Here is a 24764-nt window from a genome sequence, read left to right on the forward strand (position 1 = left end):
CCGGCAGCTACGATCCCCCCTGTGAACCGCGAAGTGACCCTCCCTCTGATCGTCGACGACCGCGGCACGCTGCAGGTCTCGGCCGCCGACGTCAGCAAACTGCTGCGCACGGTGGGCGGCCGGTGGCTGCATCTGGTGGAGGCCGGCCAGGACGGTCTCGACGAGGACACGGTCGCGACGCTCACCATCGAACTCGCCAAGCTCGCCGACCGGATCGACGTCGCCTGCATCGCGCACAGCAGCGGGACCACGACGAACTGACGGTGCGCCGGCCCGCCGCCGGGGCGCGGCCGGCCCCGGTCGGCCCGTGTGCCGCCGCGCTCCCCCGGGGCGGGCGGAGCGAAGAGGGTCCGGGTCGCCGCGTACTCCCCCGTCCCGGCTGTTCCGGGCACCCGGGGGCCGGGTCGGCACCCCGTGCGGGTCCTCCCCGGTCCGGAGTAGTCCGACGCGATATCCCCGCGCCGCCGGGTGATCGTGGGGACACCACCGTGACCGTGCAGCCGATCGAGGAGACGCTCCGGCGCCGTGCCACCGGCCGACCGGTCCCGGTGTCCGCCTGTCGCTCCGCCTGTTCGGCGACGGCGTCACCGCGGGGACGACCCGGGCCGCCGGCACGGCACCGCCCACGAGATGCGAGGACGGGATGACAGAACGGACGCTCACCGGGGCCCTGCCGCCCGTTCGGCACTGGCCCGCCCTCCACCTGAAAGGCGTGGAGTTCGACCCCGTCCTGGCCGAGCTGATGCGCGAGGGCCCGCTCACCCGCATCCAGCTGGCGGACGGCGAGGGCTGGGCGTGGCTGGTGACGCGCCACGACGACGTGCGCGCGGTCACCGACGACCCCCGCTTCAGCCGCGCGGCGGTCAGGGGACGGCAGGTCACCCGCCCCTCCCCGCACTTCAGCCCGGCGGCGGGCGCGGTGGGCCTCGCCGACCCGCCCGACCACACCCGGCTGCGCCGCGCGGTGGCCGCGGCCTTCACGGCCCGCAATGTGGAACGGCTGCGCGACAGCGCCCGCGGCATGCTGGACGAGCTGGTCACGGAGATGCTCGGGGACGGTCCGCCCGCGGACCTCACCGAGGCGGTCCTGAGCCCCTTCCCCGCCGCGGTCGTCTGCGAGCTGACGGGAGTCCCCACGGACGACCGGCGGTCCATGCACACCTGGGCCGGGCTGATCCTGTCCTCCTCGCACGGCGCCGAGGTCGGCGAGCGGGCCGAGGACGAGATGAGCGCCTGCTTCGAGCGGCTCATCGGGGACCGGCGCGACGGCACGGGCGAGGACGTCACCTCGCTCCTCGGCGCCGCGGTGGGCCGGGACGAGCTGACCATGGACGAGGCCGTCGGTCTCGCCGTGCTCGTCCAGATCGGCGGCGAGGCGGTCGCCCACAACAGCGGGCAGATGTTCTACATCCTGCTGACCCGCCCGGACCTGTACGAGCAGCTCCGCGCGGATCCGGGCATCCGCCCGCGGGCCGTCGACGAACTGCTGCGCTACATCCCGCACCGCAGCTCGGTGGGCCTGTCCCGCATCGCCATGGAGGACGTGGAGATCAGGGGCGTACGCATCCGGGAGGGCGACGCGGTGTACGTGTCGTACCTGGCCGCCAACCGGGACCCGGAGGTCTTCCCCGACCCGGAGCGGATCGACTTCTCGCGGAGCCCGAACCCCCATCTGTCCTTCGGGTCCGGACCGCACCGCTGCCTGGGCGGGATGCTCGCCCGGCTGGAGTCGGAGCTGATGGTGGACGCGCTGCTCGACCGGGTGCCGGGACTGCGGCTCGCCGTCCCGGCGGACCGGGTCCCCTTCCGGCGCGGCGCGCTGATCCGGGGGCCCGAGGCCCTGCCCGTGACCTGGTGACCGGCTCCCGACGGGCGCTCGCCCCGCTGTTCGTGCCGCATGGTCACGGCCGTACGGTGCGCACCCCGGCGGGCCGTCCGGCACGGGGGACGGGATGGTGCGGGCACCACGGCGGCACGGTGATCGTCGTGCCGCCGCGGTGCCCGCACGCCTTCGCGAACCCCACGGACGTACCCGTGGAGCCGTTCAGCGGATCGGCATCCCCGACAGGGTGCGGGCGATCACCAGGCGCTGGATCTCGCTCGTGCCCTCGAAGATGGTGTAGATCGCCGCGTCGCGGTGCATCCGCTCCACCGGGTACTCCCGGGTGAACCCGTTGCCGCCGAGGATCTGCACCGCCTGGGCGGTGACCTTCTTGGCGGTCTCACTGGCGAAGAGCTTCGACATGGAGCCCTCGGCCGCGGTGAACGGCTTGCCGTTCACCGCCATCCAGGAGGCGCGCCACACCAGCAGGCGGGCCGCGTCGATGGACGTGCGCATGTCGGCGAGCTGGAAGGCGACGCCCTGGTTGTCGATGATCGGGCGGCCGAACTGCTCTCGCGTCTTGGCGTACTCCAGCGCCTCCTCGTACGCCGCGCGGGCGGTGCCGACGGCCATGGCGCCGACCGCCGGGCGGGACGCCTCGAACGTCGCCATCGCGGCGTTCTTCACCCGCTCCCCGCCCTTCCTGGCGCGCTCACGGGCCCGGGCGAAGCGCTCGTCGAGCTTCTCCTTGCCGCCGAGCAGACAGGAGCCGGGAACGCGGACGTTCTCCAGGACGACCTCGGCGGTGTGCGACGCGCGGATGCCGTGCTTCTTGAACTTCTGGCCCTGGGACAGACCGGGCGTGTTCGGCGGGACGATGAAGGAGGCGTGGCCCTTGGAGCCGAGCTCGGGGTCGACGACCGCGACCACGACGTGGACGTTGGCGATCCCGCCGTTGGTCGCCCAGGTCTTGGTGCCGTTGAGGACCCACTCGTCCTTGGCCTCGTCGTAGACGGCACGGGTACGCATGGAGGCCACGTCGGAGCCGGCGTCGGGCTCGGAGGAGCAGAAGGCGGCGACCTTGACATCGTTGGCGTCGCCGTACATCTGGGGGATCCAGGTGCCGATCTGCTCCTCGGTGCCGTTGGCGAGGACACCCACGGCGGCCAGGCCGGTGCCGACGATCGACAGCGCGATGCCCGCGTCGCCCCAGAAGAGCTCCTCCATCGCCATCGGGATGCCGAGGCCGGTGGCGTCGAAGTACTGCTGGGCGTAGAAGTCGAGGGAGTAGATGCCGACCTTCGCTGCCTCCTGGATGACCGGCCAGGGAGTCTCCTCACGCTCGTCCCATTCGGCGGCGGCGGGACGGATCACGTCGGCGGCGAAGCCGTGCAGCCAGTCCCGGACCTCCTTCTGTTCGTCGTTGAGCTCCATGGTGAACTCGGCCATGTCCCCTCCAGCGTTGCCTGCGCGTGTTACTTGCGGTAACAGGAGTCTGTTACCGGCGGGTAGTGAAAGTCAACTCCCCGATCCCACTCGGTAGCCCGTTCGAAAGGGCGTTGCCCGTGAGTGTTAGTTTGCGGAGGCGTCACCGAATCAGCACAGGTGGGGAGAGCACATGGAGACCACGCAGCGGACCGAGCAGCAGAGGTCCGCCGACCGACGCCGGCGCGAGCTGCTGGAGGCAGCCGACCGGGTGGTGCTCCGCGACGGCCCCGGCGCCTCGATGAACGCCATCGCCGCCGAGGCGGGCATCACCAAGCCGATCCTCTACCGGCACTTCGGCGACAAGGGCGGACTCTACGCCGCCCTCGCCAAGCGGCACACGGACGCCCTTCTCGAAGCCCTGCGGGCCGCGCTGGACGCCCCGGCCGAGCGCAGGCAACGGGTGGAGGCGACGCTGGACACCTACCTCTCGGCCATCGAGGCCCGCCCGCAGGTGTACCGCTTCCTGATGCATCCGGCGGAGGCCGGCCAGCCCGGCGACATGGGCTTCGACGTCGGTCTGCACTCCGCCCCGCTGCTGCGCCGCATGGGCGAGGAGCTCGCCCGGGTCATAGAGGAGCGCGTCGACCTCGGCCCCGGCAGCCAGCAGCTCGCCCGGGTGTGGGGACACGGCATCGTCGGCATGATGCACGCGGCCGGCGACTGGTGGCTCGGCGAACGTCCCTGCCCGCGCGCCGAGTTGGTGCGGAGCCTGGCCGACCTCCTGTGGGGCAGGCTGGCGGCGGCCGGCGACAGGGCGGGCGGGCCCGGCTTCTGACCTCGCGTCGGCAGGGACCCCGCGCGCACCGCGTGGGCGGGGCTCAGCGCGCCCAGGAGGCCCGCGCCGCCCGGCGCAGGACCCGGCGGCGCCGGACGCCCGTGACCCGGTCCGGGTACACCAGGCCGTCGAGGTGGTCGCACTCGTGCTGCAGACACCGCGCGAACCAGCCGGTGCCGCGCACCCGCACCGGTTCGCCGGTCACGGTGAAACCCTCGACGAGCGCCTCGTCGTACCGCTCGGTGCCCGCTTCCAGGCCCGGCAGCGACAGACAGCCCTCCGGGCCGCGCAGCACCAGCCCGTCCGCCTCGACGAGCCGCGGGTTCACCAGGTGTCCCAGATGGCGGACGTCCTCGTCGTCCGGGCAGTCGTACACGAAGACCCGCAGCCCTTGCCCGATCTGGTTCGCGGCGAGGCCCACGCCGCGGGCGGCGTACATCGTCGCGAACATGTCCTCGACGAGTCCGGCCAGTTGGGGACCGAAGCCCGTGACGTCCTCGCACGGCGTGTGCAGCACGGGATCACCGAGCAGGGTGAGGGGCCGGACTCGCCCTCGGGCGCCCGGGATGGAGCGTTGTCGCATGGCGGCAAGGGTACGGTCCTCGATGTCGCGCGAATGTCGCGCGGGCACCGTGACGGTGCCGCGATTCGGGCACCTGAGTGGATCTCGATAGGCTGAGGGCCACACGGTGCCGGGGGCAGAGGCGCGGCGCGTACGCAAGGAGGATCGGACACGATGTCAGGCAACTCGGACCCGCTGACGCCGCGGGCCAAGCTGGCCGTGACGGCGGGCAAGGCGGCCGCGGCTGTCTCGCGTGCCGCTGGACGCGGCAGCGGATCGGTGATCGGCGGCCGGGTGGCGCTCAGGCTCGACCCCGATCTGCTGGCCCGGCTCGCCACGCACCTGGATGTCATCCTGGTGTCGGCCACGAACGGCAAGACCACCACCACCCGGCTGATCGCGGAGGCGCTGCGCGCCGCGGGCCCGGTCGTCTCGAACGCGCTGGGCGCGAACATGCCCGCCGGTATCACCTCGGCGCTGGCCGGCGGTTCCGACGCCAAGTTCGCGGTCATCGAGGTCGACGAGAAGTACCTGGCCGGTGTCGCACGCGACACCGACCCGAAGGCCATCGCGCTGCTGAACCTCTCGCGCGACCAGCTCGACCGCGCCGCCGAGACCCGCATGCTCGCCGAGCACTGGCGCGAGGGCCTCGCGGGCACCAAGTCCGTCGTGATCGCCAACGCGGACGACCCGCTGGTCGTGTGGGCCGCCTCCTCCTCGCCGAACGTGGTGTGGGTGGCCGCGGGCCAGATGTGGAAGGACGACGCCTGGTCCTGCCCGTCCTGCGGCGGTGTGATGCAGCGGCCCGGTGACGACTGGTTCTGCAACGAGTGCGGTTTCCGGCGCCCGACGCCGAGCTGGGCGCTCTCCGGGGACTACGTCCTCGACCCGCACGGCTCCAGCTGGCCGATCCACCTCCAGCTGCCCGGCCGCGCCAACAAGGCGAACGCCGCCTCCTCCGCCGCCGTCGCCGCCGTCTTCGGGGTGCCGCCCCAGGTCGCCCTGGAGCGCATGTACCAGGTGCAGGCGGTGGCCGGACGTTACGACGTCGTCCAGTTCATGCAGCGCGACCTGCGCCTGCTGCTCGCCAAGAACCCGGCGGGCTGGCTGGAGACGTTCTCGCTGATCGACCCGCCGCCGACCCCGGTCATCCTGTCGGTGAACGCGCGCGGCGCCGACGGCACCGACACCTCCTGGTTGTGGGACGTCGACTACACGCGGCTGACCGGCCACCCGATCTTCGTCGTCGGCGACCGGAAGCTGGACCTCGCGGTGCGCCTGGAGGTCGCCAACCAGCACTTCGAGGTCTGCGAGAACCTCGACCAGGCCGTGCAGAAGGCACCGCCCGGACGGATCGAGGTCATCGCGAACTACACCGCGTTCCAGGACCTGCGCCGCCGCGTCGGAAACTGACCCAAGAGGATGACCATGACTGACAACCAACTGCGGCTGGTGTGGATCTACCCGGACCTGCTCAGCACCTACGGCGACCAGGGCAACGCCCTCGTCGTCGAGCGCCGGGCCCGTCAGCGCGGACTCGACGTGGCCCGCGTGGACGTGCGCAGCGACCAGCCGATCCCGACCTCCGGCGACATCTACCTGATCGGCGGCGGCGAGGACCGGCCGCAGCGGCTGGCGGCCGAGCGGCTGCGCCGCGACGGCGGCCTGCACCGCGCGGTCGGCAACGGCGCGATCGTCTTCTCCGTCTGCGCCGGCTACCAGATCCTCGGCCACGAGTTCATCAACGACCTCGGCCAGCGCGAGCCCGGCCTCGGTCTGCTCGACGTGGTCTCCACCCGCGGCGAGGGCGAGCGGTGCGTCGGCGACGTGCTCGGCGACATCGACGCCCGCCTCGGCCTGCCGCCCCTGACCGGCTTCGAGAACCACCAGGGCATCACCCACCTCGGCCCCTCCGCGCGCCCGTTCGCGAACGTGCGGCTCGGCAAGGGCAACGGCACGGGTGACGGCACCGAGGGCGCGTACAACGACACCGTCTTCGGCACCTACATGCACGGTCCCGTGCTGGCCCGCAACCCGCTGATCGCGGACCTGCTGCTGAAGCTGGCGCTCGACGTGAACGCGCTGCCGCCGATCGACGACCGGTGGTACGAGGCGCTGCGTTCCGAGCGGATCGCGGCGGCTCAGCAGCCCGCCTGAGACCGCGCGCCCCGTCCGCCCGCGGCCCCCGGGAAACGGTTCGGCGGAGCCCGTCTGACACGGGTTCCGCTCAGCTGTGCGGGGGCGTCCAGCAGGCGGACGCCCGGTGCGGCCCCGCCCCCTCCCGCCGGTAGGGTGGCGGGGATTCCAGCCGGACAACGTGGTCCGGTCCCCGCCCACGCGGAGAAGGTATTTCGGGCTATGCGCATTGGTGTCCTCACCTCCGGCGGCGACTGCCCCGGTCTGAACGCCGTCATCCGGTCCGTCGTGCATCGTGCCGTCGTCGACCACGGCGACGAGGTCATCGGCTTCCGGGACGGCTGGAAAGGCCTTCTGGAGTGCGACTACCTCAAGCTCGACCTCGACGCGGTGAGCGGCATCCTCGCCCGCGGCGGCACGATGCTCGGCTCGTCCCGGGTCCAGCCGGCGCACCTGCGTGACGGTGTGGAGCGGGCCAGGGGGCACGTCCAGGAGCTCGGTCTCGACGCGATCATCCCGATCGGCGGGGAGGGCACCCTCAAGGCGGCCCGGCTGCTGTCCGACAGCGGCCTGCCGATCGTCGGCGTGCCGAAGACCATCGACAACGACATCGCCGCCACGGACGTGACCTTCGGCTTCGACACGGCCGTGGGCGTCGCCACCGAGGCGCTGGACCGGCTGAAGACCACCGCCGAGTCCCACCAGCGCGTGCTGATCGTGGAGGTCATGGGCCGCCACACCGGCTGGATAGCGCTGCACTCCGGCATGGCGGCCGGTGCGCACGCCATCGTCGTGCCGGAACGCCCCTTCGACATCGCGGAGCTGGCCGCCAAGGTCGGCGAGCGCTTCGAGGCGGGCAAGCGGTTCGCCATCGTCGTGGCCGCCGAGGGCGCCAAGCCGCGCGAGGGCACCATGAGCTTCGACGAGGGCGCCAAGGACATCTACGGACACGAGCGCTTCGCCGGCATCGCCCGCCAGCTCTCCCTGGAGCTGGAGGAGCGCCTCGGCAAGGAGGCCCGTCCGGTGATCCTCGGGCACGTCCAGCGCGGCGGCACCCCGACGGCGTACGACCGCGTGCTGGCGACGCGGTTCGGCTGGCACGCCGTGGAGGCCGTGCACCGCGGCGAGTTCGGGAACATGACCGCGCTGCGCGGTACCGACATCGTGATGGTGCCGCTCGCGGACGCGGTCGAGACGCTGAAGACGGTCCCCGAGGAGCGGTACGCCGAGGCGGAAGTGGTCCTCTAGTCCGCTGCGGACCGTCCGGTTCGACGCCGCCCGTCCCGAAGCCCTGCCCCCGGTCGCAGCCGCGACCGGGGGCGGTTCTACTCTGGACCCGGACAGACAGCCCACACCCTCCCCCAGTGGCGTAAAAGGGCCCGGGAGGCACCCCCACGAATCAGGAGCCGGCGGATGGATCACAGCGGGCACGGCATGACCACGGAGCTGCCGCCGTTCACGCTGGGACGAGGTCTCGAGTGGTCCACGGACCCGTTCTTCCTCGTCGCCTGTCTGGTGGGGCTCGGCCTGTACGGCTGGGGGGTGGTGCGTCTCGCGCGGCGCGGTGACGCGTGGTCGGCCGGCCGGACCGCGTCCTTCGTCATCGGCGTGCTGAGCGTCCTGCTCATGATGTGCACCCGCCTGAACGACTACGGCATGGTCATGTTCAGCGTGCACATGGTCCAGCACATGGTGATCAGCATGCTCTCGCCGATCCTGATCCTGCTCGGGGCGCCGATCACCCTGGCCCTGCGGGCGCTGCCGGTGGCCGGCACCCGGGGGCAGAAGGGCCCGCGCGAACTGCTGCTGATGTTCCTGCACAGCCGCTACATGCGGATCGTCACCCACCCGGCGTTCACCATCCCGCTGTTCATCGCGAGCCTCTACGCCCTGTACTTCTCACCGGTCTTCGACTTCCTGATGGGGTCGAGGGCCGGTCACATCGCGATGATGTGCCACTTCCTCGCCGTGGGACTGGTCTTCTTCTGGCCGATCATGGGCGTGGACCCCGGCCCGCACCGGCCCGGCTATCTGATGCGGATGCTGGAGCTGTTCGCGGGCATGCCGTTCCACGCCTTCTTCGGCATCGCGCTGATGATGGCGTCCGCGCCGATGGTCCAGACGTACGAGAACCCGCCCGCCTCGCTCGGCATCGACGCGCTCGCCGACCAGAACGCGGCGGGCGGCATCGCCTGGGCGTTCAGCGAGATCCCCTCGGTGCTGGTGCTCCTGGCGCTGCTGTTCCAGTGGTACGGCTCCGAGCAGCGGCAGGCCCGCCGTACCGACCGGGCCGCCGACCGCGACGGCGACAAGGAGCTGGCGGCGTACAACGCCTACCTGGCATCCCTGGACGCCCGCGGCCGCTGAACCGGCCCCACGGGCCGCAGCCGCGAAAACAGGCCCCTCACGTCCCAGGTGGGCCGATCCGAGCCGGATCGGGGCACCATGGAGGAGGACGAACCATGAGGAGGGTGTTGCGATGCCCGGTTCCACGAAGACGATGGGGGTGCTCACCATAGGTGGGCTCGTCGCGGTGACGGCCTACACGGTGGCCCTGGGGAGCAACGGCTGGCTGTGGTTCGGCTGGGTCGTGCTCGGTCTGATCACACTGGGAATGGTGGCCACCCGCACCACCTGACGCCCCCGGCCCCGGGGCGGCGGACGGTCGCCCCGGGGAGTCAGTCCCGGGGCAGCCGCCCGGCCGAGTGCACGCCCGGCTGGTACTTCGGCAACCGGGCCGTGATCTTCATGCCCGCTCCCACCGCCGTCTCGATGACAAGGCCGTGGTCGTCCCCGTACACCTGGCGCAGCCGCTCGTCGACGTTCGACAGGCCGATGCCGCCCGAGGGGCTGACCTCCCCGGCGAGGATGCGGCGCAGCAGTACGGGGTCCATGCCGGCGCCGTCGTCCTCGATGACGACCAGCGCCTCGGCACCGGCGTCCCGGGCGGTGATGCTGATGTGGCTCTTGTCGGTCCTGCCCTCCAGGCCGTGCTTGACGGCGTTCTCCACCAGGGGCTGGAGGCAGAGGAAGGGCAGCGCGACCGGCAGAACCTCGGGGGCGATCTGCAAGGTGACCGCGAGCCGGTCGCCGAAGCGGGCGCGGACGAGGGCCAGGTAGTGGTCGATGGCGTGCAGTTCGTCGGCGAGGGTGGTGAAGTCGCCGTGCCTGCGGAACGAGTAGCGGGTGAAGTCGGCGAACTCCAGGAGCAGTTCGCGGGCCCGCTCGGGGTCGGTGCGCACGAACGAGGCGATCACCGCGAGCGAGTTGAAGATGAAGTGCGGGGATATCTGGGCGCGCAGGGCCCTGATCTCCGCCTCGATCAGGCGGGTGCGGGACCGGTCCAGGTCGGCGAGTTCCAGCTGGACCGAAACCCAGCGGGCGACCTCGCCCGCGGCCCGGACGAGGACGGCGGACTCGCGGGGCGCGCAGACGACCAGCGCTCCGTGCACCCGGTCGTCGACCGTGAGCGGGGCGACGACGGCCCAGCGCAGCGGGCAGTCGGGGGTGTCGCAGACGAGCCGGAAGGCCTCACCGCGGCCGGACTCCAGGGGGCCGCCGAGCCGCTCCATGATCTCGGCGCGGTGGTGCTCCCCCACGCCGTCCCAGGCGAGGACCGTCTCGTGGTCGGTGAGACAGAGGGCGTCCGTGCCGAGCAGGGTGCGCAGCCGGCGGGCGGATCTGCGGGCCGTCTCCTCGGTGAGCCCGGCGCGCAGCGGGGGCGCGGCGAGGGACGCGGTGTGCAGGGTCTGGAAGGTGGCGTGCTCGACGGGGGTGCCGAGGCCGCCGAGGCTGCGGGGCCTGGAGGTGCGCCGGCCGAGCCAGAAGCCCGCGGCCAGCAGGGGGAGCACGGCGACGCACAGCCCGGCGAGGAAGCCGCTCACGTCCGTACCCCCCGGCAGGCGTCCGTCCCGCCGGAACCCCGCGTACCACTCACGACCCGGCCTCCTTCGGGTGCGCTGCCGCGGTGCGCCTCGGCTCGTCGGACAGCTCCTCCGGCAGGTGGAACCGGGCCAGGATCGTCGCGGTCCCCGCGGGCACCCGGCCCGGCGTGGCCAGGGACACCAGCACCATGGTGAGGAAGCCGAGCGGCACGGACCACAGCGCGGGCCAGGCGAGCAGCGCGTGCAGGGTGCCGGTGCCCGGCCAGCCGGCCATGGTCGCGGCCACGGCGGCGAAGGCCGCGCCGCCCCCGACCAGCATGCCGGCCGCCGCACCGGGCGGGGTCAGCCGCCGCCACCAGATGCCGAGGACGAGCAGCGGGCAGAAGGAGGACGCGGACACGGCGAAGGCGAGGCCCACCGCGTCGGCGACGGGCAGCCCGCCGACCAGCATGCTCGCCGCCAGCGGCACGGCCATGGCCAGGACCGTCCCGAGGCGGAAGTGCCGTACCCCGCGGGAGGGCAGCACGTCCTGGGTGAGGACGCCGGCCACCGCCATGGTCAGTCCGGAGGCCGTGGACAGGAACGCGGCGAAGGCCCCTCCCGCCACCAGTGCCCCTAGCAGGTCGCCGCCGGCGCCGCCGACCATGCGGTCGGGCAGCAGCAGTACGGCGGCGTCGGCGTTCCCCGTGACGGTGAGCTCGGGGGCGTAGAGCCTGCCCAGCGCGCCGTAGACCGGGGGCAGCAGGTAGAAGGCGCCGATGAGGCCGAGCACCGCGACGGTGGTGCGGCGGGCGGCGACCCCGTGCGGGCTGGTGTAGAAGCGGACCACCACGTGCGGGAGTCCCATCGTGCCGAGGAAGGTGGCGAGGATCAGTCCGTACGTGGCGTACAGGGGGCGTTCCTCGCGGCCTGCCGCCAGGGACGTCGACATGCCGCCCCCGTCCGCCCGGTCGGCCGCGGGGACCGGGGCGCCCTCGGCGAAGACCAGCCGGGTGCCGCGCGCGATGTGGTGGGCGCCGGCCGGCAGGCGCAGCCGGTCCCCCGTGTACCGGTGGCCGTCGACCGTGCCGCTCACCGTGACACCGAGCGGCGCGGCGAGTTCCAGGTCGAGGGTCTCGTCGACGCGGACGACGCGCTGCTCGCGGAAGGCGGGCGGTTCGTCGAAGGCGTGCCGCGGTGCGCCGTCGCCCTGCCAGGCGAGGACCAGGAACAGGGCGGGGACCAGCAGCGCGGTGAGCTTCAGCCAGTACTGGAAGGCCTGCACGAAGGTGATGCTGCGCATGCCGCCGACGGCGACCGTCGCGACCACCACGAGGGCGACGAGCACGCCGCCGAACCGGTCGGGCGCGTCGGTGAGCACGGCCAGCGTGAGGCCCGCGCCCTGCAGCTGGGGCAGCAGGTACAGCCAGCCGACCCCGACCACGAAGGCGCCGGCCAGTCGGCGCACCGGCTGCGAGGCGAGCCGCGCCTCGGCGAAGTCGGGCAGCGTGTAGGCCCCGGAGCGGCGCAGCGGGGCGGCCACGAAGAGCAGCAGCACCAGGTAGCCCGCGGTGTAGCCGACCGGGTACCAGAGCATGTCGGGGCCCTGGACCAGGACGAGTCCCGCGATGCCGAGGAAGGAGGCCGCGGACAGGTACTCGCCGCCGATCGCGGCCGCGTTGAGCCGGGGGCCCACGGTGCGCGAGGCGACGTAGAAGTCGGAGGTGGTCCGGGAGATGCGCAGTCCGAACGCGCCGACCAGGACGGTCGCGAGGACGACCAGGGCGACAGCGGAGACGGCGTAGCCCTGGTTCACGGCGCGCTGCCCGCTCTCGTCACGCGAGGCGGACCGTCCGCCTTCACGCGGGGCGGACCGGCCGCCTTCGCACAGGGCCGCCCGGCCTTCATCGTGTCGGCCCGCCCGGCCGCCTTCACGCGGGGCGGACCGGCCGCCTTCGCACAGGGCCGCCCGGCCGCCTTCGCACAGGGCCGCCCGGCCTTCATCGTGTCGGCCCGCCCGGCCGCCCTCTCGGGGGCCATCTCAGCGGTCCTCGACGAGGCGTACGAAGTCCTTCTCGTTGCGTTCCGCGCGGCGCACGTACCAGCGGGCCAGCAGGACCAGCGGCGGGTACAGGCCGAAGCCGAGCACCGCCCATTGCGGGCCCGCGCCGTCGGGCAGCGCGGCGAAGACGAGGGGCAGGGGCCCGACGAGGAGGACCAGGACGGCGAACACCGTGAGGCCCGCCCGCAGTTGGCTGCGCATGAGGGAACGCACGTAGGTGTGGCCCAGCGTGGTCTGTTCGTCGATCTCGGTCCTCGGCCGGTAGTGGCCGGACGCGCCGCGGGTGCGCCGGGGCACCCCGGTGACGACGACGCGGCGGTCGGCCGGATCCTGCGGCACGCCGTCCCCCTCAGCCCGCGGTCCGGCGCAGCAGCAGATCGCGCAGCTCGCGGGCGTGCCGGCGGCTCACCTGGAGTTCGACGGCGCCGACCTGGACGCTGACGGTGCCCGCGTCCAGGCGGAGTTCGTCGACGTGGCGCAGGGCGACGAGGTGGCGCCGGTGGATGCGGACGAAGCCGCGCCGGCGCCAGCGCTCCTCCAGGGTGGAGAGCGGGATGCGGACGAGGTGGCTGCCCTGGGCGGTGTGCAGGCGCGCGTAGTCGCCCTGGGCCTCGACGTGGGTGATGTCCTCGACGGCGACGAAGCGGGTGACGCCGCCGAGCTCGACGGATATGTGGTCCGGGTCGGGCTCGTGCACCGGGATGAGCGGGGTGGCGTCCTTGAGCTGGACGGCGCGTCTGACGGCCTCCGCGAGCCGTTCCCTGCGTACGGGTTTGAGCACGTAGTCGACGGCCTTGAGGTCGAAGGCCTGGACGGCGAAGCCCTCGTGGGCGGTGACGAACACGACGAGCGGCGGCTGGGCGAACCCGGTGAGCAGCCGGGCCATGTCCAGCCCGTCGAGCCCGGGCATGTGGATGTCGAGGAACACCACGTCGATCGCCTCCGGCCCGTCGGGCCCGGATTCGAGTGCGCGGTTGATCCGGCGCAGCGCCTCGGTCGCACCGCTCGCGCCCTCGGCACTGCCGACCCGTGGATCGGCGTTCAGCAGATAGAGGAGTTCCTCGAGGGAGGGCCGTTCGTCGTCGACGGCGAGCGCGCGCAGCATGAAGGTGGAGTGTAGGAGCAAGGCGGACGCATGGACACGTGCGGGGCGGTGGCTCCGGCGCCGCACGGGGCACGGACGCCGACCGGCCAAGGTGTCGCCGACGCGCTGGACACGGCACCGCCGACGCGCTGGATACAGTGCCGCCGACGCGCTGGATACAGTGCCGCCATGAACAGCAAGCCCGCGATGTTCGACGACCTCGACCGCAAGATCATCACGGCACTGATGGCGAACGCCCGGGCCACCTTCGCGGAGATCGGCGCGTCGATCGGTCTGTCGGCCACCGCGGTCAAGCGCCGCGTCGACCGGTTGCGCGAGACCGGGGTGATCACCGGGTTCACGGCCACGGTGAAGCCGACGGCGCTCGGCTGGCGCACCGAGGCGTACGTCGAGGTGTACTGCGAGGGCGCGGCACCGCCCCGGCGCCTTGCCGAGGTGGTGCGCAACCATCCGGAGATCACCGCGGCGATGACGGTGACCGGCGGCGCGGACGCGCTGCTGCACGTGCGGGCCACGGACGTGGAGCACTTCGAGGAGGTGCTGGAGCGGATCAGGACCGAGCCGTTCATCCGCAAGACGATCAGCTACATGGTGCTGTCCCACCTGCTGCCGGAGGCTCCGGAGGCCGGTGCGACCCACGCCGCGCCGGACGACGCAGCAAACATGCGCTGACAGTCGCGAGCACGCAGCAAAGCTGCGCACACGCGCAGCTCTCCACGCTTGTCGCCCGTATCCCCCCATTCCTACCGTGGATGCATCCCAGCCGACACCGCAGGAAGCGGAGGAACCCGTCCGTGCCCGAGAGCCGTGTGCCGCGCCCCCGGCGCTTCCTCGTCTGCGAACCCAGACACTTCGCCGTGCAGTACGCGATCAATCCCTGGATGCACCCCGGCCTTCACGTCGACGTCGACCTCGCCCGCGAACAGTGGCAGGCGCTGGTCCGCGCATATCGTGCCCACGGCCACACCGTCGATTCCGTCGATCCCGTCTCCGACCTGCCCGACATGGTGTTCGCCGCGAACTGCGCGCTCGTCCTCGCGGGCCGGGTCTTCGGCTCGTACTTCCACGCCCCGCAGCGCCGCCCCGAGTCCCTTGCGTACGAGACCTGGTTCCAGACGGCCGGTTTCGACGTGTACCGCTCCGAGTCGGTGTGCGAGGGCGAGGGCGACCTGGTCCCGGTCGGCCGGTACGTCCTGGCGGGCACCGGTTTCCGCACCACCCGCGAGGCCCACCGGGAGGTGCAGGAGTTCTTCGGCGTCCCGGTCGTCAGCCTCCAGCTGGTGGACCCGCGCTTCTACCATCTGGACACCGCCCTGTTCGTGCTGGACGACGGGAGCGACGGGGGCGCGGCGAACGTCGCGTACTACCCGGAGGCCTTCTCGCCCGGCAGCCGCGAGGTGCTGGCGCGGCTCTTCCCGGACGCGGTGATCGCCACCCGCGAGGACGCGATGACCTTCGGCCTCAACTCCGTCTCGGACGGCCGCCACGTCTTCATCTCGCCGCGCGCCGCGGCCCTCGCCGACCAACTCGACCGCCACGGCTACGCCCCCGTCCCCGTCGACCTCTCGGAATTCCACAAGGCCGGCGGCGGCATCAAGTGCTGCACCCAGGAGATCCGCTCATGACCGCTCCCGCCCGTACGCGCAGCTCCGCCGACGTCATCCGTGCCGAGGCCCCCGTCGTCGCGCACAACTACCACCCGCTGCCCGTCGTCGTCGCCCGCGCCGAGGGCACCTGGGTGGAGGACGTCGAGGGACGCCGCTACCTGGACATGCTGGCCGGCTACTCGGCCCTCAACTTCGGCCACCGGCACCCCGCCCTGATCGAGGCCGCGCACCGCCAGCTCGACCGGCTGACCCTGACCTCCCGCGCCTTCCACAACGACCGGCTCGCCGAGTTCGCCGAGTCGCTGGCCGCCCTGACCGGCCTGGACATGGTGCTGCCGATGAACACGGGCGCCGAGGCGGTGGAGAGCGCCGTCAAGGTCGCCCGCAAGTGGGCGTACGAGGTGAAGGGCGTCCCGGCCGCCCGGGCGACGATCGTCGTGGCCGCCGGGAACTTCCACGGCCGGACGACCACCATCGTCAGCTTCTCCACCGACGAGACGGCCCGCGCCGGCTTCGGCCCGTTCACCCCGGGCTTCCGCGTGGTGCCGTACAACGACCTCGCCGCGCTGGAGGCGGCCGTGGACGAGACCACGGCGGCCGTGCTGGTCGAACCCATCCAGGGCGAGGCCGGCGTCGTCATCCCGGACGAGGGCTATCTCACCGGCGTCCGCGAGCTGACGCGGCGCGCCGGATGCCTGTTCGTCGCGGACGAGATCCAGTCGGGGCTCGGGCGCACCGGCCGCACACTGGCCGTCGACCACGAGGGCGTCGTCCCGGACCTGCTCCTCCTCGGCAAGGCGCTGGGCGGCGGCATCGTGCCGGTCTCCGCGGTGGTCGGCCGTCGCGAGGTGCTCGGGGTGCTGCGTCCCGGCGAGCACGGGTCCACGTTCGGCGGCAACCCGCTGTCGGCGGCGGTCGGTTCGGCGGTCGTGGAGCTGCTGGAGACCGGTGAGTTCCAGCGCCGGGCCGCCGAACTGGGTGTCGTGCTGCGGGGCGGCCTCACGCACCTGGTGGGCCGGGGCGTCGTCGGGTTCCGCGCCCGGGGACTGTGGGCGGGCGTGGACGTCGACCCCGCCATCGGCACGGGCCGCGAGATCAGTGAACGCCTCGTGCGGGAGGGGGTTCTGGTCAAGGACACCCACGGCTCCACGATCCGGCTCGCCCCTCCGCTGACCATCAGCGGTGAGGAACTCCGGTCCGCTCTCGGGGCCCTGGAGAAGGTTCTGGCGCAGGGGGGCTGATACCGGCCACGTGGCGACAGGGCGTGCCTGCGAGGATGGTTACGCCCGGCCACGCCCGTGCCTACACTGATCGCTCCCGCGGGGGTACGAAGGAGCGGCAGAGTGTTTTATTACGTGCTCAAATACGTGCTTCTGGGTCCGCTGCTGCGGCTGGTGTTCCGGCCGCGGATCGAGGGCCTGGAGCACGTGCCGTCGTCGGGCGCGGCCATCATCGCGGGCAATCACCTCTCGTTCTCGGACCACTTCCTGATGCCCGCCATCCTGAAGCGGCGCATCACCTTCCTGGCGAAGGCCGAGTACTTCACCGGCCCCGGCATCAAGGGCCGGCTGACCGCCTTCTTCTTCCGCAGTGCCGGACAGATCCCGGTGGACCGGTCGGGCAAGGACGCCGGGCAGGCCGCCATCCGTGAGGGGCTGTGCGTCCTGCGCAAGGACGAGCTGCTCGGCATCTACCCGGAGGGCACCCGCTCGCACGACGGCCGGCTCTACAAGGGCAAGGTCGGGGTCGCGGTGATGGCCCTCAAGGCGGGGGTGCCGGTGATCCCCTGCGCGATGATCGGCACGTTCGAGGCGCAGCCGCCGGGCAAGAAGATCCCGCGCGTCCGTCCCGTCGCGATCCGCTTCGGCACCCCGCTCGACTTCTCGCGCTACGCCGGGATGGAGAACGAGAAGACCATTTTGCGCGCGATCACCGACGAGATCATGTACGCCGTCCTCACGCTCTCCGGGCAGGAGTACGTCGACGAGTACGCGGCCGCCGTCAAGGCGAAGGAGGCCGCGGCACAGGCGCGACGGGCGCGCAGGTTCCCGCGGCTGCCGACGCGGTGAGGGCACCGGTCGGACGGTGAAGGGGGCGGCCGGAAGACCGGCCGCCCCCTAGGTGTACCGCCGGGCGGGACTACGGCTTGGGCGTGGCGTGCGGGGCGCACGTCACGTCGGCCGCGTCCGTGCCGCCCGTGAGCAGGTAGGTGTCCACCCGCTCGTTGATGCACGGGTTGACCAGGCCGGTCACGCCGTGCGAGCCCGCGTCCTTCTCGGTGATCAGGCGGGAGCCCTTGAAGCGCTTGTGCAGTTCGACGGCGCCCTCGTACGGGGTGGCGGCGTCATCGGTGGACTGCACGATCAGGACGGCCGGCAGACCCTTGCCGGTCTTCACCTTGACCGGGGTCTGCTGCTTGGCCGGCCAGGTGGCGCAGGGCAGGTTCATCCACGCGTTGGCCCACGTCATGAACGGGTAGTCCTTGTGGAGCCGCGTGTTGTCCCGGTCCCACTTCTTCCAGCTGGTGGGCCACTTGGCGTCGGTGCACTCGACCGCGGTGTAGACGGCGTTGCTGTTCTCGGAGGCCTTGTTGCCCGCGAGGTCCGTCGGGTCCGGGGCGGCCGCGTCGACGAGCGCCTGGGTGTCACCGGCGACGTACTTGCTGAACGCCGTCGCGACCGGCACCCACGCGGAGTCGTAGTACGGGGCGCTCTGGAAGAAGCTGATCAGCTCGGCCGGTCCGACGACGCCACCGAGCGGGCTCTTCTTGGCGGTGGCCCGCAGCTTCAGCCAGTTGGCCTGGACCTCGGCCCGGGTGGCACCGAGGTGGAAGGTCGCGTCGTTCTTCGCGACCCAGTCCTCCCAGTCCTTCCAGCGTCCCTCGAAGGCGACGTCCTGGTCGAGGTTGGCCTCGTACCAGATCTTCTCCCGCGAGGGGTTGACCACGCTGTCGACGACCATGCGGCGGACGTGTCCCGGGAAGAGCGTGCCGTAGACGGCGCCCAGGTAGGTGCCGTAGGAGACGCCCAGGTAGTTGAGCTTCCGCTCACCGAGGGCGGCCCGGACGACGTCCAGGTCGCGCGCGGTGTTCGGCGTGGTCATGTGCGGCAGCATCTCGCCGCTGCGCTCGGCGCAGCCGTCCGCGTACTCGGCGGCGAGCTTGCGCTGGGCGCGCTTGTCGGCCTCGGAGTCCGGGACCGGGTCGGCCTTCGGCGCCTTGACGAACTCCTGCGGGTCGATGCAGGAGATGGGTGCCGAGTGACCGACACCGCGCGGGTCGAAGCCCACGAAGTCGTACGCCTTCGCGGCGTTCGCCCAGACCGGGTTCTTGTTGGTGACCCGGGTCGGGAAACGCATGCCCGAACCGCCGGGGCCGCCCGGGTTGTAGACGAGGGCGCCCTGGCGCTCCTCCTTGGTCCCGGTGTTCCCGATGCGGTCGACGGCGATCTTGATCTGCTTGCCGTTCGGACGCGCGTAGTCGAGCGGCACCGTGACCCACCCGCACTGGATCGGCTTGGCGAAGCCCCAGTCGGCCGGGCAGTCCTTCCAGTCGATCCCGGCCTTGGCGGCCCTGGCCGCCGCGATCGCGGCACCCCGGGCCTGTCGGTCCTGGCCGTGCCGCGCGTCGGCGGCTGCCGACGGCGCCGCGACGGCTCCGGCTATCAGGGTCGCCGTGACGAGCGCTCCGGCCGAGCCGAGCGCTGCCACCCGCCTCGTCGGTCTGATACCACTCAAGTGGGGCCTCCGCGTACGTCGTTGCGATTGGTACCGGGATCCTTTCTGCTGTGGGGCCCCTGAGAACAGAGGCGCCCTGGCTTCTTTACTAATCCGATAACCGGTGCGCGTTGCTCCGTTGAGCGGAGTGGGTAGGTCAGTCCAGTGCGCGCAATGCCTCGTCGAGCGTCCGCCGCAGCCGCAGCGCGTCCGGCGCGAGGGCGGTCACCAGGACGGCGGGACCGGCGAGCGGGGTGAGTGCGGCGCCCTCCCCGAACAGTCGGGGCGCCATCGGTTCCCGCTCGAACTTTGGTCGCACGACGACGAGTTGGCCCAGGGCGCGGTGTCCCCCCAGGACGGCGGGACCGTCCCAGCCGCCGGGTGCGCCGGGCCCGCAGGACAGTTCCTGGTCCAGCACCGGCTTCCCGTCGACGCGCACGGTGAGACGGCTGGTGAGCCGTCCCGGTTCCTCGCCGGCCCGCCCGAGCACCTGCTCCTCCCGGAAGACGAGCCGGGCCCCGGCCGCCACGTCGACGCCGGACGACACGTACAGGTCGCTCCCCCTGACGGAGATCAACTGCTCCGGCATCCAGTGCAGTTCAGCCCCGGCGGCCACGCCGATCCGGATGTCGTAGCGCGCCTCTCCCCCGGCCTGGCCCGGCAGGGCGATGGTCGCGGCCGCCGAGCCGACGTGGAGCCGGGCCCCGTCGCCCGCCTCTGCCTCGACGCCGAAATGGTCCCCGCCGAGCGGCCCGCTCATCGCGCCGACGATCATCACCCGCGCCTCGGATCCGTGCGCCCGGGTGCGGCGCAGCGCCAGCGGCCCTCCACTTTCCAGCACCGGCAGGGAGGTACCGCCGCTGCCGTCGCCGCGCGCCGCGATCCGCGCAGTGGCCCGTACCCCTGCCGTCATGCCGTCCACGCGGCGTGGCGAGCGCGCACCCAGTCGGCGACCTCACCGACCCCGGCCTCGGTCCGCAGCGACTGGAAGACGACGGGCAGCCGGGCCCGCTGCACCTCGGCGTCGGCGGCCATCCGCCCGAGGTCGGAGCCGACGTACGGTGCGAGGTCCGTCTTGTTCACCACCAGCAGGTCGGCGGTGGTCACCCCCGGGCCGCCCTTGCGGGGGATGTCGTCACCGCCGGCGACGTCGATCACGAAGATCTGCGCGTCGACGAGCCCCTTGGAGAAGGTCGCCGTCAGGTTGTCTCCCCCGGACTCGATCAGCACGAGGTCCAGGGCCCCCAGCTCGTCCTCCAGTTCCTCCACCGCTTCCAGGTTGGCGGAGATGTCGTCGCGGATCGCGGTGTGCGGGCAGGCCCCGGTCTCCACGGCCGTGATCCGCTCGGGCGGCAGCACGGCTTCCCGCAGCAGGAACTCGGCGTCCTCCCGCGTGTAGATGTCGTTCGTCACGACAGCGAGGGACAACTCGTCGCGCAGCGCCCGGCAGAGCGCGGCGACCGTCGCGGTCTTGCCCGACCCGACGGGCCCGCCGAGCCCGATCCGCAGCGCCCGCCGACGGCCGTCGCCCCGGAGGGCGTCGGCCCCCACGGCCGAGGGCCCGTCATGGAGGTGGGTGTGGTCGAGATGCATGAAGCGGCTCCAGGTTTCAGCCCGTCCGGCGTTCGAGACGAGGCCGCAGGACGGTACGTGGGGTCCGGGGGCGGAGCCCCTCGGACAGGAAGGGAAGGGACGGCGCGAATTCCTCCCCGGAGGATCAGGAGGCGAACAGCCTCACGGACCAGGCGGCATGCGCCTCCGCCCCGATCTCCAGCAGCGGAGCGGAGGCGGCCGGCAGCACGTCGACCCCGTCGACGAGCGCACGCCGGGCGGCGTCCGCCGCGGCCCGCGCCACGAGGTCCAGTTCGGGCGCAAGCCGCGCCAGCACGCCGGTCGCCTCGAACGGGTCGAGGCTCAGCAGCCGTACCGTCGCCGTCGCCGGGCCGCTCACGCTCTCGTACACGGAGCAGTACGCGGCGTCCTCCGGCGTCAGTCCGGCGGCTGCGGCTGCCAGCCCGAGGACGACGGGCTGGTGCGCCCCCTTCGGGAACCGCCGTGCCAGGTCGTCCAGTTCGATGCTCGGCCACGCCGCCCGGGCGGCCCGCACGAGCTGCCGCCCGAGCCGCCGGGCGGCAGCTCGCAGGGCGGGCGACGGCGTGCGGGCGTCCGCGGCCGCGTCCAGTTCACCCGGGTCGGCTCCGCTAGCCGCCGCCGCGGCCAGGGCGGCCGTCACCAGGCCGGTGGTGTGCAGCCGCCCCCGGCAGAACTCCTCGAGACTCGCCGCGCCGGTGATCCGCCCGGCCTTGACGGCCGCCTCGGCCCCACCGGAGTGGGCGTGCCCTCCGGCGGGGAAACGGCCGTCGGCCAGGACGAGCAGTGCTGCGCGCGTCATCAGAAGAGGAAGTAACGCTGGGCCATGGGCAGTTCGGCCGCCGGTGTCGCCTCGACCAGTTCCCCGTCAATGTGCACGGCGAAGCTGTCGGGGTCGACGCGCACCTGCGGACGCGCGTCGTTCTCCCGCATGTCGGCCTTGGTCACCGCCCGCGTGGACTCGATGGGTACGAACCGCTTGCCGAGCGCGAGCCGTTCGGGCAACCCGTCCTCGATCGCCGCCGGAGCCACGAAGTTGAACGAGTTGGCGGCGGGGGCCCGTCCGATCGCGCCGAACATGGGCCGGGGCAGAATCGGCTGCGGGGTCGGGATGGAGGCGTTCGCGTCGCCCATCTGCGCGTAGGCGATCTGCCCGCCCTTGATGACGAGGTGCGGCTTGACGCCGAAGAAGGCGGGCTCCCACAGCACGAGGTCGGCGAGCTTGCCGGTCTCCACCGAGCCGATCTCGCGGGCGAGTCCCTGCGCCACGGCCGGGTTGATCGTGTATTTGGCGACATAGCGACGTACCCGGCGGTTGTCCGCGCGTCCGTCGCCGGGCAGCGCCCCGCGCCTGCGCTTCATCACGTGCGCCGTCTGCCAGGTCCGCATGACCACCTCGCCGATCCGGCCCATCGCCTGCGAGTCGGAGGAGATGATCGAGATGGCGCCCAGGTCGTGCAGGATGTCCTCCGCGCCGATGGTGGACGGCCGGATCCGCGACTCGGCGAAGGCCAGGTCCTCGGGGACGGACGGGTTGAGGTGGTGGCAGACCATCAGCATGTCGAGGTGTTCCTCGGCGGTGTTGACGGTGAAGGGCCGGGTCGGGTTGGTGGAGCTGGGCAGCACGTGCGGCTCGGAGACCACGGTCATGATGTCCGGCGCGTGACCGCCGCCCGCACCCTCGGTGTGGTACGCGTGGATCGTGCGGCCGGCGATGGCGGCGAGGGTGTCGCCCACGAACCCGGCCTCGTTGAGGGTGTCCGTGTGGATGGCGATCTGGACGCCGGTCTGCTCGGCGACGGTGAGCGAGGCGTCGATGACGGCCGGGGTGGAGCCCCAGTCCTCGTGCAGCTTCAGTCCGAGGGCGCCGCCGCGGATCTGGGACAGCATCGCCTCGTGCGAGACGGTGTTGCCCTTGCCGAGCAGGCCGATGTTGAGCGGGTACCGCTCCATCGCCTCCAGCATCCGGGCCAGGTGCCAGGGGCCGGGGGTGACGGTGGTCGCCTTGGAGCCCTCGGCCGGTCCGGTACCGCCGCCGACCAGCGTGGTGATACCGGCCGCCAGCGCCTCGTCGGCGATCTGCGGGCAGATGAAGTGGACGTGCGCGTCGATGGCGCCGGCCGTGAGGATCCGCCCGTTGCCCGCGACGATCTCGGTCTCGGGGCCGATGACGAGGTCCGGGTGGACGCCGTCCATCGTGTCGGGGTTGCCCGCCTTGCCGATGCCGGTGATCCGGCCGTCGCGGATGCCGACGTCGGCCTTGACGACGCCCCAGTGGTCGATGATCACGGCTCCCGTGATCACCGTGTCCGGGGTGCCGTCCGCGCGCGTGGCGCGCGCCTGGCCCATGGACTCGCGGATGACCTTGCCGCCGCCGAACACCGCCTCGTCGCCGGCGCGGCCGGGACCGCCGCAGCGGTCCTCCTCGATCTCGACGAGCAGATCGGTGTCGGCGAGCCGGATCCGGTCGCCGGTGGTGGGCCCGAACAGATCGGCGTACGCGGCACGCGAGATCTCAGGCATCGAGGGCACCTCCGGTCTCACCGCGCAGGCCGGGCACCACCCGGGCACCGGCGAGCGGAACGAGTTCGACGTCGACGGGGATACCGGGCTCGAAGCGCACGGCGGTGCCCGCGGCCACGTTCAGCCGCCTGCCGCGGGCGGCGGCGCGGTCGAAGTCCAGACCCGGGTTGGCCTCGGCGAAGTGGTAGTGGGAGCCGACCTGGACGGGGCGGTCGGCGGAGTTGAGGACGGTCAGCCGGGTGACCTCGCGGCCTTCGTTGAAGGCGACGGGCCCGTCGGCGAACAGGATCTCTCCGGGGATCATCGGGCCGCTCCCCCGTCAGACGATCGGGTCGTGGACGGTGACGAGCTTGGTGCCGTCCGGGAAGGTCGCCTCCACCTGGACGTCGTGGATCATCTCGGGGATGCCCTCCATGACGTCGTCCCGGGTGAGCAGCCTGCGCCCGGAGGCCATGAGCTCGGCGACGGTACGGCCGTCACGGGCGCCTTCCAGGAGGTGCGAGGTGATGAGGGCGACGGCCTCGGGGTGGTTCAGTCTCAGCCCGCGGGCCCGGCGCTTCTCGGCCACGTCGGCGGCCACGTGGATCAGCAGCCTCTCTTGCTCGTGCGGGGTCAGTTGCACGGCGTCCCACCTCACAGTCCTCGCCCGGACCGTGCGGGGTCCGGTTGCCGCAGCCACCGCGACGGGATAGGTGTAACACACAGGCAGATTGGGCGGTCAGGCTCAATCCGGATAAGGAAACCCCTGGTGGCGTGGATCGGCAGGCTAGTTGGACGGAGTTTCAACTACGTTAACCAGCTCTTGATCCGCTCATGACCCCCGGCTGGGCCGGCCCTGCCCGTCGGGCACCGCACGCGCCCACTCCGATGGACCAACGGGGCGGAAGCGAAGTCCACGCGCCGCCCGTGGAGCGGACCGTACGGATCCGCGGAGGCGAACGACGGGCCTCCCGCGTCACCTTGCCGCCGACGGCGGACACCCGGCGCGCCGTCGCCCGGGGCCGGCGGGCGCCGGCTTCGCGCGGCGTCCGGTCCGGGACACAAACGCACCAAACGGCGTACCCCCCAACGGCGTAGACGCACCCCCGGTCATAGACCCCCTCAACTTGCGCAACGCGTGGAGAGCCGGGGCGGAATGAAGCGTTCCGCCGCAGGTGCGGGCTTGGTCGACACCCCCAACTTCCGTTCGAAACAGGGGGTGTCCACCCGAACGGGTGAGTGGTGAGTAACCCCACAAATCTCCGATTCCGTTCGGATTTTCGGACTTCCATGAGTGAAGATCCCTGCGACGACAAGCCCCCGCCGAAGCGGCGGGGCGATCCGGGCGGACGCCGAGTCCTGCCGCCGCCCGGATGACCGGTCGACAGAAGTGGATCGGCAGGAGTGGAGGACCCAGCACGACGGGCCGCCGGAGAGATCCGGGCGGTCCTTGGGGTGAAGCCGCACATCGCGGCCGGGCTACTTCGCCAGCCCGAATCCGACAGGTCATCCTTCACAGGCGGCTGACGAAGGGTTGC

At 72.3% G+C, this 24764-nt stretch carries 25 protein-coding genes and 1 riboswitch; of the genes, 12 read left to right on the forward strand and 13 right to left on the reverse strand.

The window, feature by feature from the left end:
* Positions 1–21 precede the first annotated feature (21 nt).
* Together ACFYP4_RS17390 and ACFYP4_RS17395 are read left to right on the forward strand one after the other, a co-directional pair.
* Positions 22–261, forward strand: coding sequence for a DUF6213 family protein (locus ACFYP4_RS17390; protein WP_358851145.1), 240 nt, complete (start codon positions 22–24; stop codon positions 259–261).
* Between the two features lie 382 nt (positions 262–643).
* A complete protein-coding gene (locus ACFYP4_RS17395; protein WP_388786100.1) occupies positions 644–1858 on the forward strand; it encodes a cytochrome P450 in 1215 nt (404 codons plus the stop codon).
* 186 nt (positions 1859–2044) lie between these two features.
* Here the strand turns inward: ACFYP4_RS17395 and ACFYP4_RS17400 are convergent, their stop codons facing one another.
* Positions 2045–3271, reverse strand: coding sequence for an acyl-CoA dehydrogenase family protein (locus tag ACFYP4_RS17400; protein WP_358853747.1), 1227 nt, complete (start codon positions 3269–3271; stop codon positions 2045–2047).
* 169 nt (positions 3272–3440) lie between these two features.
* On the opposite strand from ACFYP4_RS17400, the gene ACFYP4_RS17405 reads away from it, so the two are divergent.
* Entirely contained in the window at positions 3441–4085 is a 645-nt protein-coding gene (locus ACFYP4_RS17405; RefSeq protein WP_358853748.1) for a TetR family transcriptional regulator, read from the forward strand.
* Positions 4086–4128: 43 nt separating this feature from the next.
* On the opposite strand, the gene def is transcribed toward ACFYP4_RS17405, so the two are convergent.
* Positions 4129–4668 carry a peptide deformylase gene (def, locus tag ACFYP4_RS17410; protein ID WP_388786103.1) on the reverse strand — a complete coding sequence of 180 codons (540 nt, stop codon included), beginning with the start codon at positions 4666–4668 and terminating at the stop codon, positions 4129–4131.
* Positions 4669–4821: 153 nt separating this feature from the next.
* Here def and ACFYP4_RS17415 point away from each other — a divergent pair, with 153 nt between their 5' ends.
* From ACFYP4_RS17415 to ACFYP4_RS17435, 5 genes are all read left to right on the forward strand, one after another.
* On the forward strand, positions 4822–6060 hold the full coding sequence (locus ACFYP4_RS17415; protein WP_358853750.1) for a MurT ligase domain-containing protein: 1239 nt from the start codon (positions 4822–4824) through the stop codon (positions 6058–6060).
* A gap of 15 nt (positions 6061–6075) precedes the next feature.
* Positions 6076–6804, forward strand: a complete 729-nt coding sequence (locus ACFYP4_RS17420; protein WP_358853751.1) for a glutamine amidotransferase — start codon at positions 6076–6078, stop codon at positions 6802–6804.
* Between the two features lie 201 nt (positions 6805–7005).
* Positions 7006–8031: a 6-phosphofructokinase gene (locus ACFYP4_RS17425; protein WP_358853752.1), complete on the forward strand. Its 1026-nt coding sequence runs from the start codon at positions 7006–7008 to the stop codon at positions 8029–8031.
* 165 nt (positions 8032–8196) lie between these two features.
* Positions 8197–9150, forward strand: a complete 954-nt coding sequence (locus ACFYP4_RS17430; RefSeq protein ID WP_358853753.1) for a cytochrome c oxidase assembly protein — start codon at positions 8197–8199, stop codon at positions 9148–9150.
* A 112-nt stretch (positions 9151–9262) separates the two neighbouring features.
* Complete coding sequence (locus ACFYP4_RS17435) at positions 9263–9421, forward strand: hypothetical protein (protein ID WP_356164609.1); 159 nt, start codon at positions 9263–9265, stop codon at positions 9419–9421.
* 40 nt (positions 9422–9461) lie between these two features.
* Here the strand turns inward: ACFYP4_RS17435 and ACFYP4_RS17440 are convergent, their stop codons facing one another.
* The 4 genes from ACFYP4_RS17440 to ACFYP4_RS17455 all read right to left on the reverse strand — a co-directional run bounded on the left by ACFYP4_RS17440 (position 9462) and on the right by ACFYP4_RS17455 (position 13813).
* On the reverse strand, positions 9462–10667 hold the full coding sequence (locus ACFYP4_RS17440) for a histidine kinase (RefSeq protein ID WP_358853754.1): 1206 nt from the start codon (positions 10665–10667) through the stop codon (positions 9462–9464).
* Between the two features lie 49 nt (positions 10668–10716).
* Complete coding sequence (locus ACFYP4_RS17445) at positions 10717–12462, reverse strand: cation acetate symporter (RefSeq protein WP_388786107.1); 1746 nt, start codon at positions 12460–12462, stop codon at positions 10717–10719.
* Between the two features lie 225 nt (positions 12463–12687).
* On the reverse strand, positions 12688–13047 hold the full coding sequence (locus tag ACFYP4_RS17450) for a hypothetical protein (protein WP_358853756.1): 360 nt from the start codon (positions 13045–13047) through the stop codon (positions 12688–12690).
* Between the two features lie 10 nt (positions 13048–13057).
* Positions 13058–13813 (reverse strand): response regulator transcription factor, encoded by a 756-nt coding sequence (locus ACFYP4_RS17455; protein WP_358853757.1) that lies wholly within the window; start codon positions 13811–13813, stop codon positions 13058–13060.
* A gap of 168 nt (positions 13814–13981) precedes the next feature.
* Between ACFYP4_RS17455 and ACFYP4_RS17460 the strand changes: the two genes are divergently transcribed.
* The 4 genes from ACFYP4_RS17460 (at position 13982) to ACFYP4_RS17475 (ending at position 17489) form a co-directional block, all read left to right on the forward strand.
* Positions 13982–14485 carry an Lrp/AsnC family transcriptional regulator gene (locus tag ACFYP4_RS17460; RefSeq protein WP_358853758.1) on the forward strand — a complete coding sequence of 168 codons (504 nt, stop codon included), beginning with the start codon at positions 13982–13984 and terminating at the stop codon, positions 14483–14485.
* 122 nt (positions 14486–14607) lie between these two features.
* The gene (ddaH, locus tag ACFYP4_RS17465) at positions 14608–15438 is read left to right on the forward strand and encodes a dimethylargininase (protein WP_358853759.1); all 831 of its coding nucleotides are present in this window, start codon (positions 14608–14610) and stop codon (positions 15436–15438) included.
* Positions 15435–16661: an ornithine--oxo-acid transaminase gene (rocD, locus tag ACFYP4_RS17470; RefSeq protein WP_388786110.1), complete on the forward strand. Its 1227-nt coding sequence runs from the start codon at positions 15435–15437 to the stop codon at positions 16659–16661. The genes ddaH and rocD overlap by 4 nt, the downstream gene beginning before the upstream one ends.
* Positions 16662–16763: 102 nt before the next feature.
* Positions 16764–17489: a lysophospholipid acyltransferase family protein gene (locus tag ACFYP4_RS17475; RefSeq protein WP_358853761.1), complete on the forward strand. Its 726-nt coding sequence runs from the start codon at positions 16764–16766 to the stop codon at positions 17487–17489.
* Between the two features lie 70 nt (positions 17490–17559).
* Here the strand turns inward: ACFYP4_RS17475 and ACFYP4_RS17480 are convergent, their stop codons facing one another.
* The 7 genes from ACFYP4_RS17480 to ACFYP4_RS17510 form a co-directional block, all read right to left on the reverse strand.
* Positions 17560–19155: an alpha/beta hydrolase gene (locus tag ACFYP4_RS17480; RefSeq protein WP_358853762.1), complete on the reverse strand. Its 1596-nt coding sequence runs from the start codon at positions 19153–19155 to the stop codon at positions 17560–17562.
* 136 nt (positions 19156–19291) lie between these two features.
* Positions 19292–20047, reverse strand: a complete 756-nt coding sequence (locus ACFYP4_RS17485) for an urease accessory protein UreD (RefSeq protein ID WP_388786112.1) — start codon at positions 20045–20047, stop codon at positions 19292–19294.
* The gene (ureG, locus tag ACFYP4_RS17490; protein WP_358853764.1) at positions 20044–20727 is read right to left on the reverse strand and encodes an urease accessory protein UreG; all 684 of its coding nucleotides are present in this window, start codon (positions 20725–20727) and stop codon (positions 20044–20046) included. The genes ACFYP4_RS17485 and ureG overlap by 4 nt, the downstream gene beginning before the upstream one ends.
* A 124-nt stretch (positions 20728–20851) precedes the next feature.
* On the reverse strand, positions 20852–21526 hold the full coding sequence (locus ACFYP4_RS17495) for an urease accessory UreF family protein (protein ID WP_358853765.1): 675 nt from the start codon (positions 21524–21526) through the stop codon (positions 20852–20854).
* Positions 21526–23247, reverse strand: a complete 1722-nt coding sequence (locus ACFYP4_RS17500) for an urease subunit alpha (RefSeq protein ID WP_358853766.1) — start codon at positions 23245–23247, stop codon at positions 21526–21528. The genes ACFYP4_RS17495 and ACFYP4_RS17500 overlap by 1 nt, the downstream gene beginning before the upstream one ends.
* Entirely contained in the window at positions 23240–23551 is a 312-nt protein-coding gene (locus ACFYP4_RS17505) for an urease subunit beta (RefSeq protein ID WP_358853767.1), read from the reverse strand. The genes ACFYP4_RS17500 and ACFYP4_RS17505 overlap by 8 nt, the downstream gene beginning before the upstream one ends.
* A 15-nt stretch (positions 23552–23566) precedes the next feature.
* Complete coding sequence (locus tag ACFYP4_RS17510; protein WP_358853768.1) at positions 23567–23869, reverse strand: urease subunit gamma; 303 nt, start codon at positions 23867–23869, stop codon at positions 23567–23569.
* Positions 23870–24566: 697 nt separating this feature from the next.
* Positions 24567–24763: riboswitch (cyclic di-AMP (ydaO/yuaA leader) on the forward strand.
* The last annotated feature ends 1 nt before the right edge of the window (position 24764 follow it).

Origin of the sequence: Streptomyces sp. NPDC005551, assembly GCF_042871785.1 — a bacterium.
Classification (GTDB): domain Bacteria; phylum Actinomycetota; class Actinomycetes; order Streptomycetales; family Streptomycetaceae; genus Streptomyces.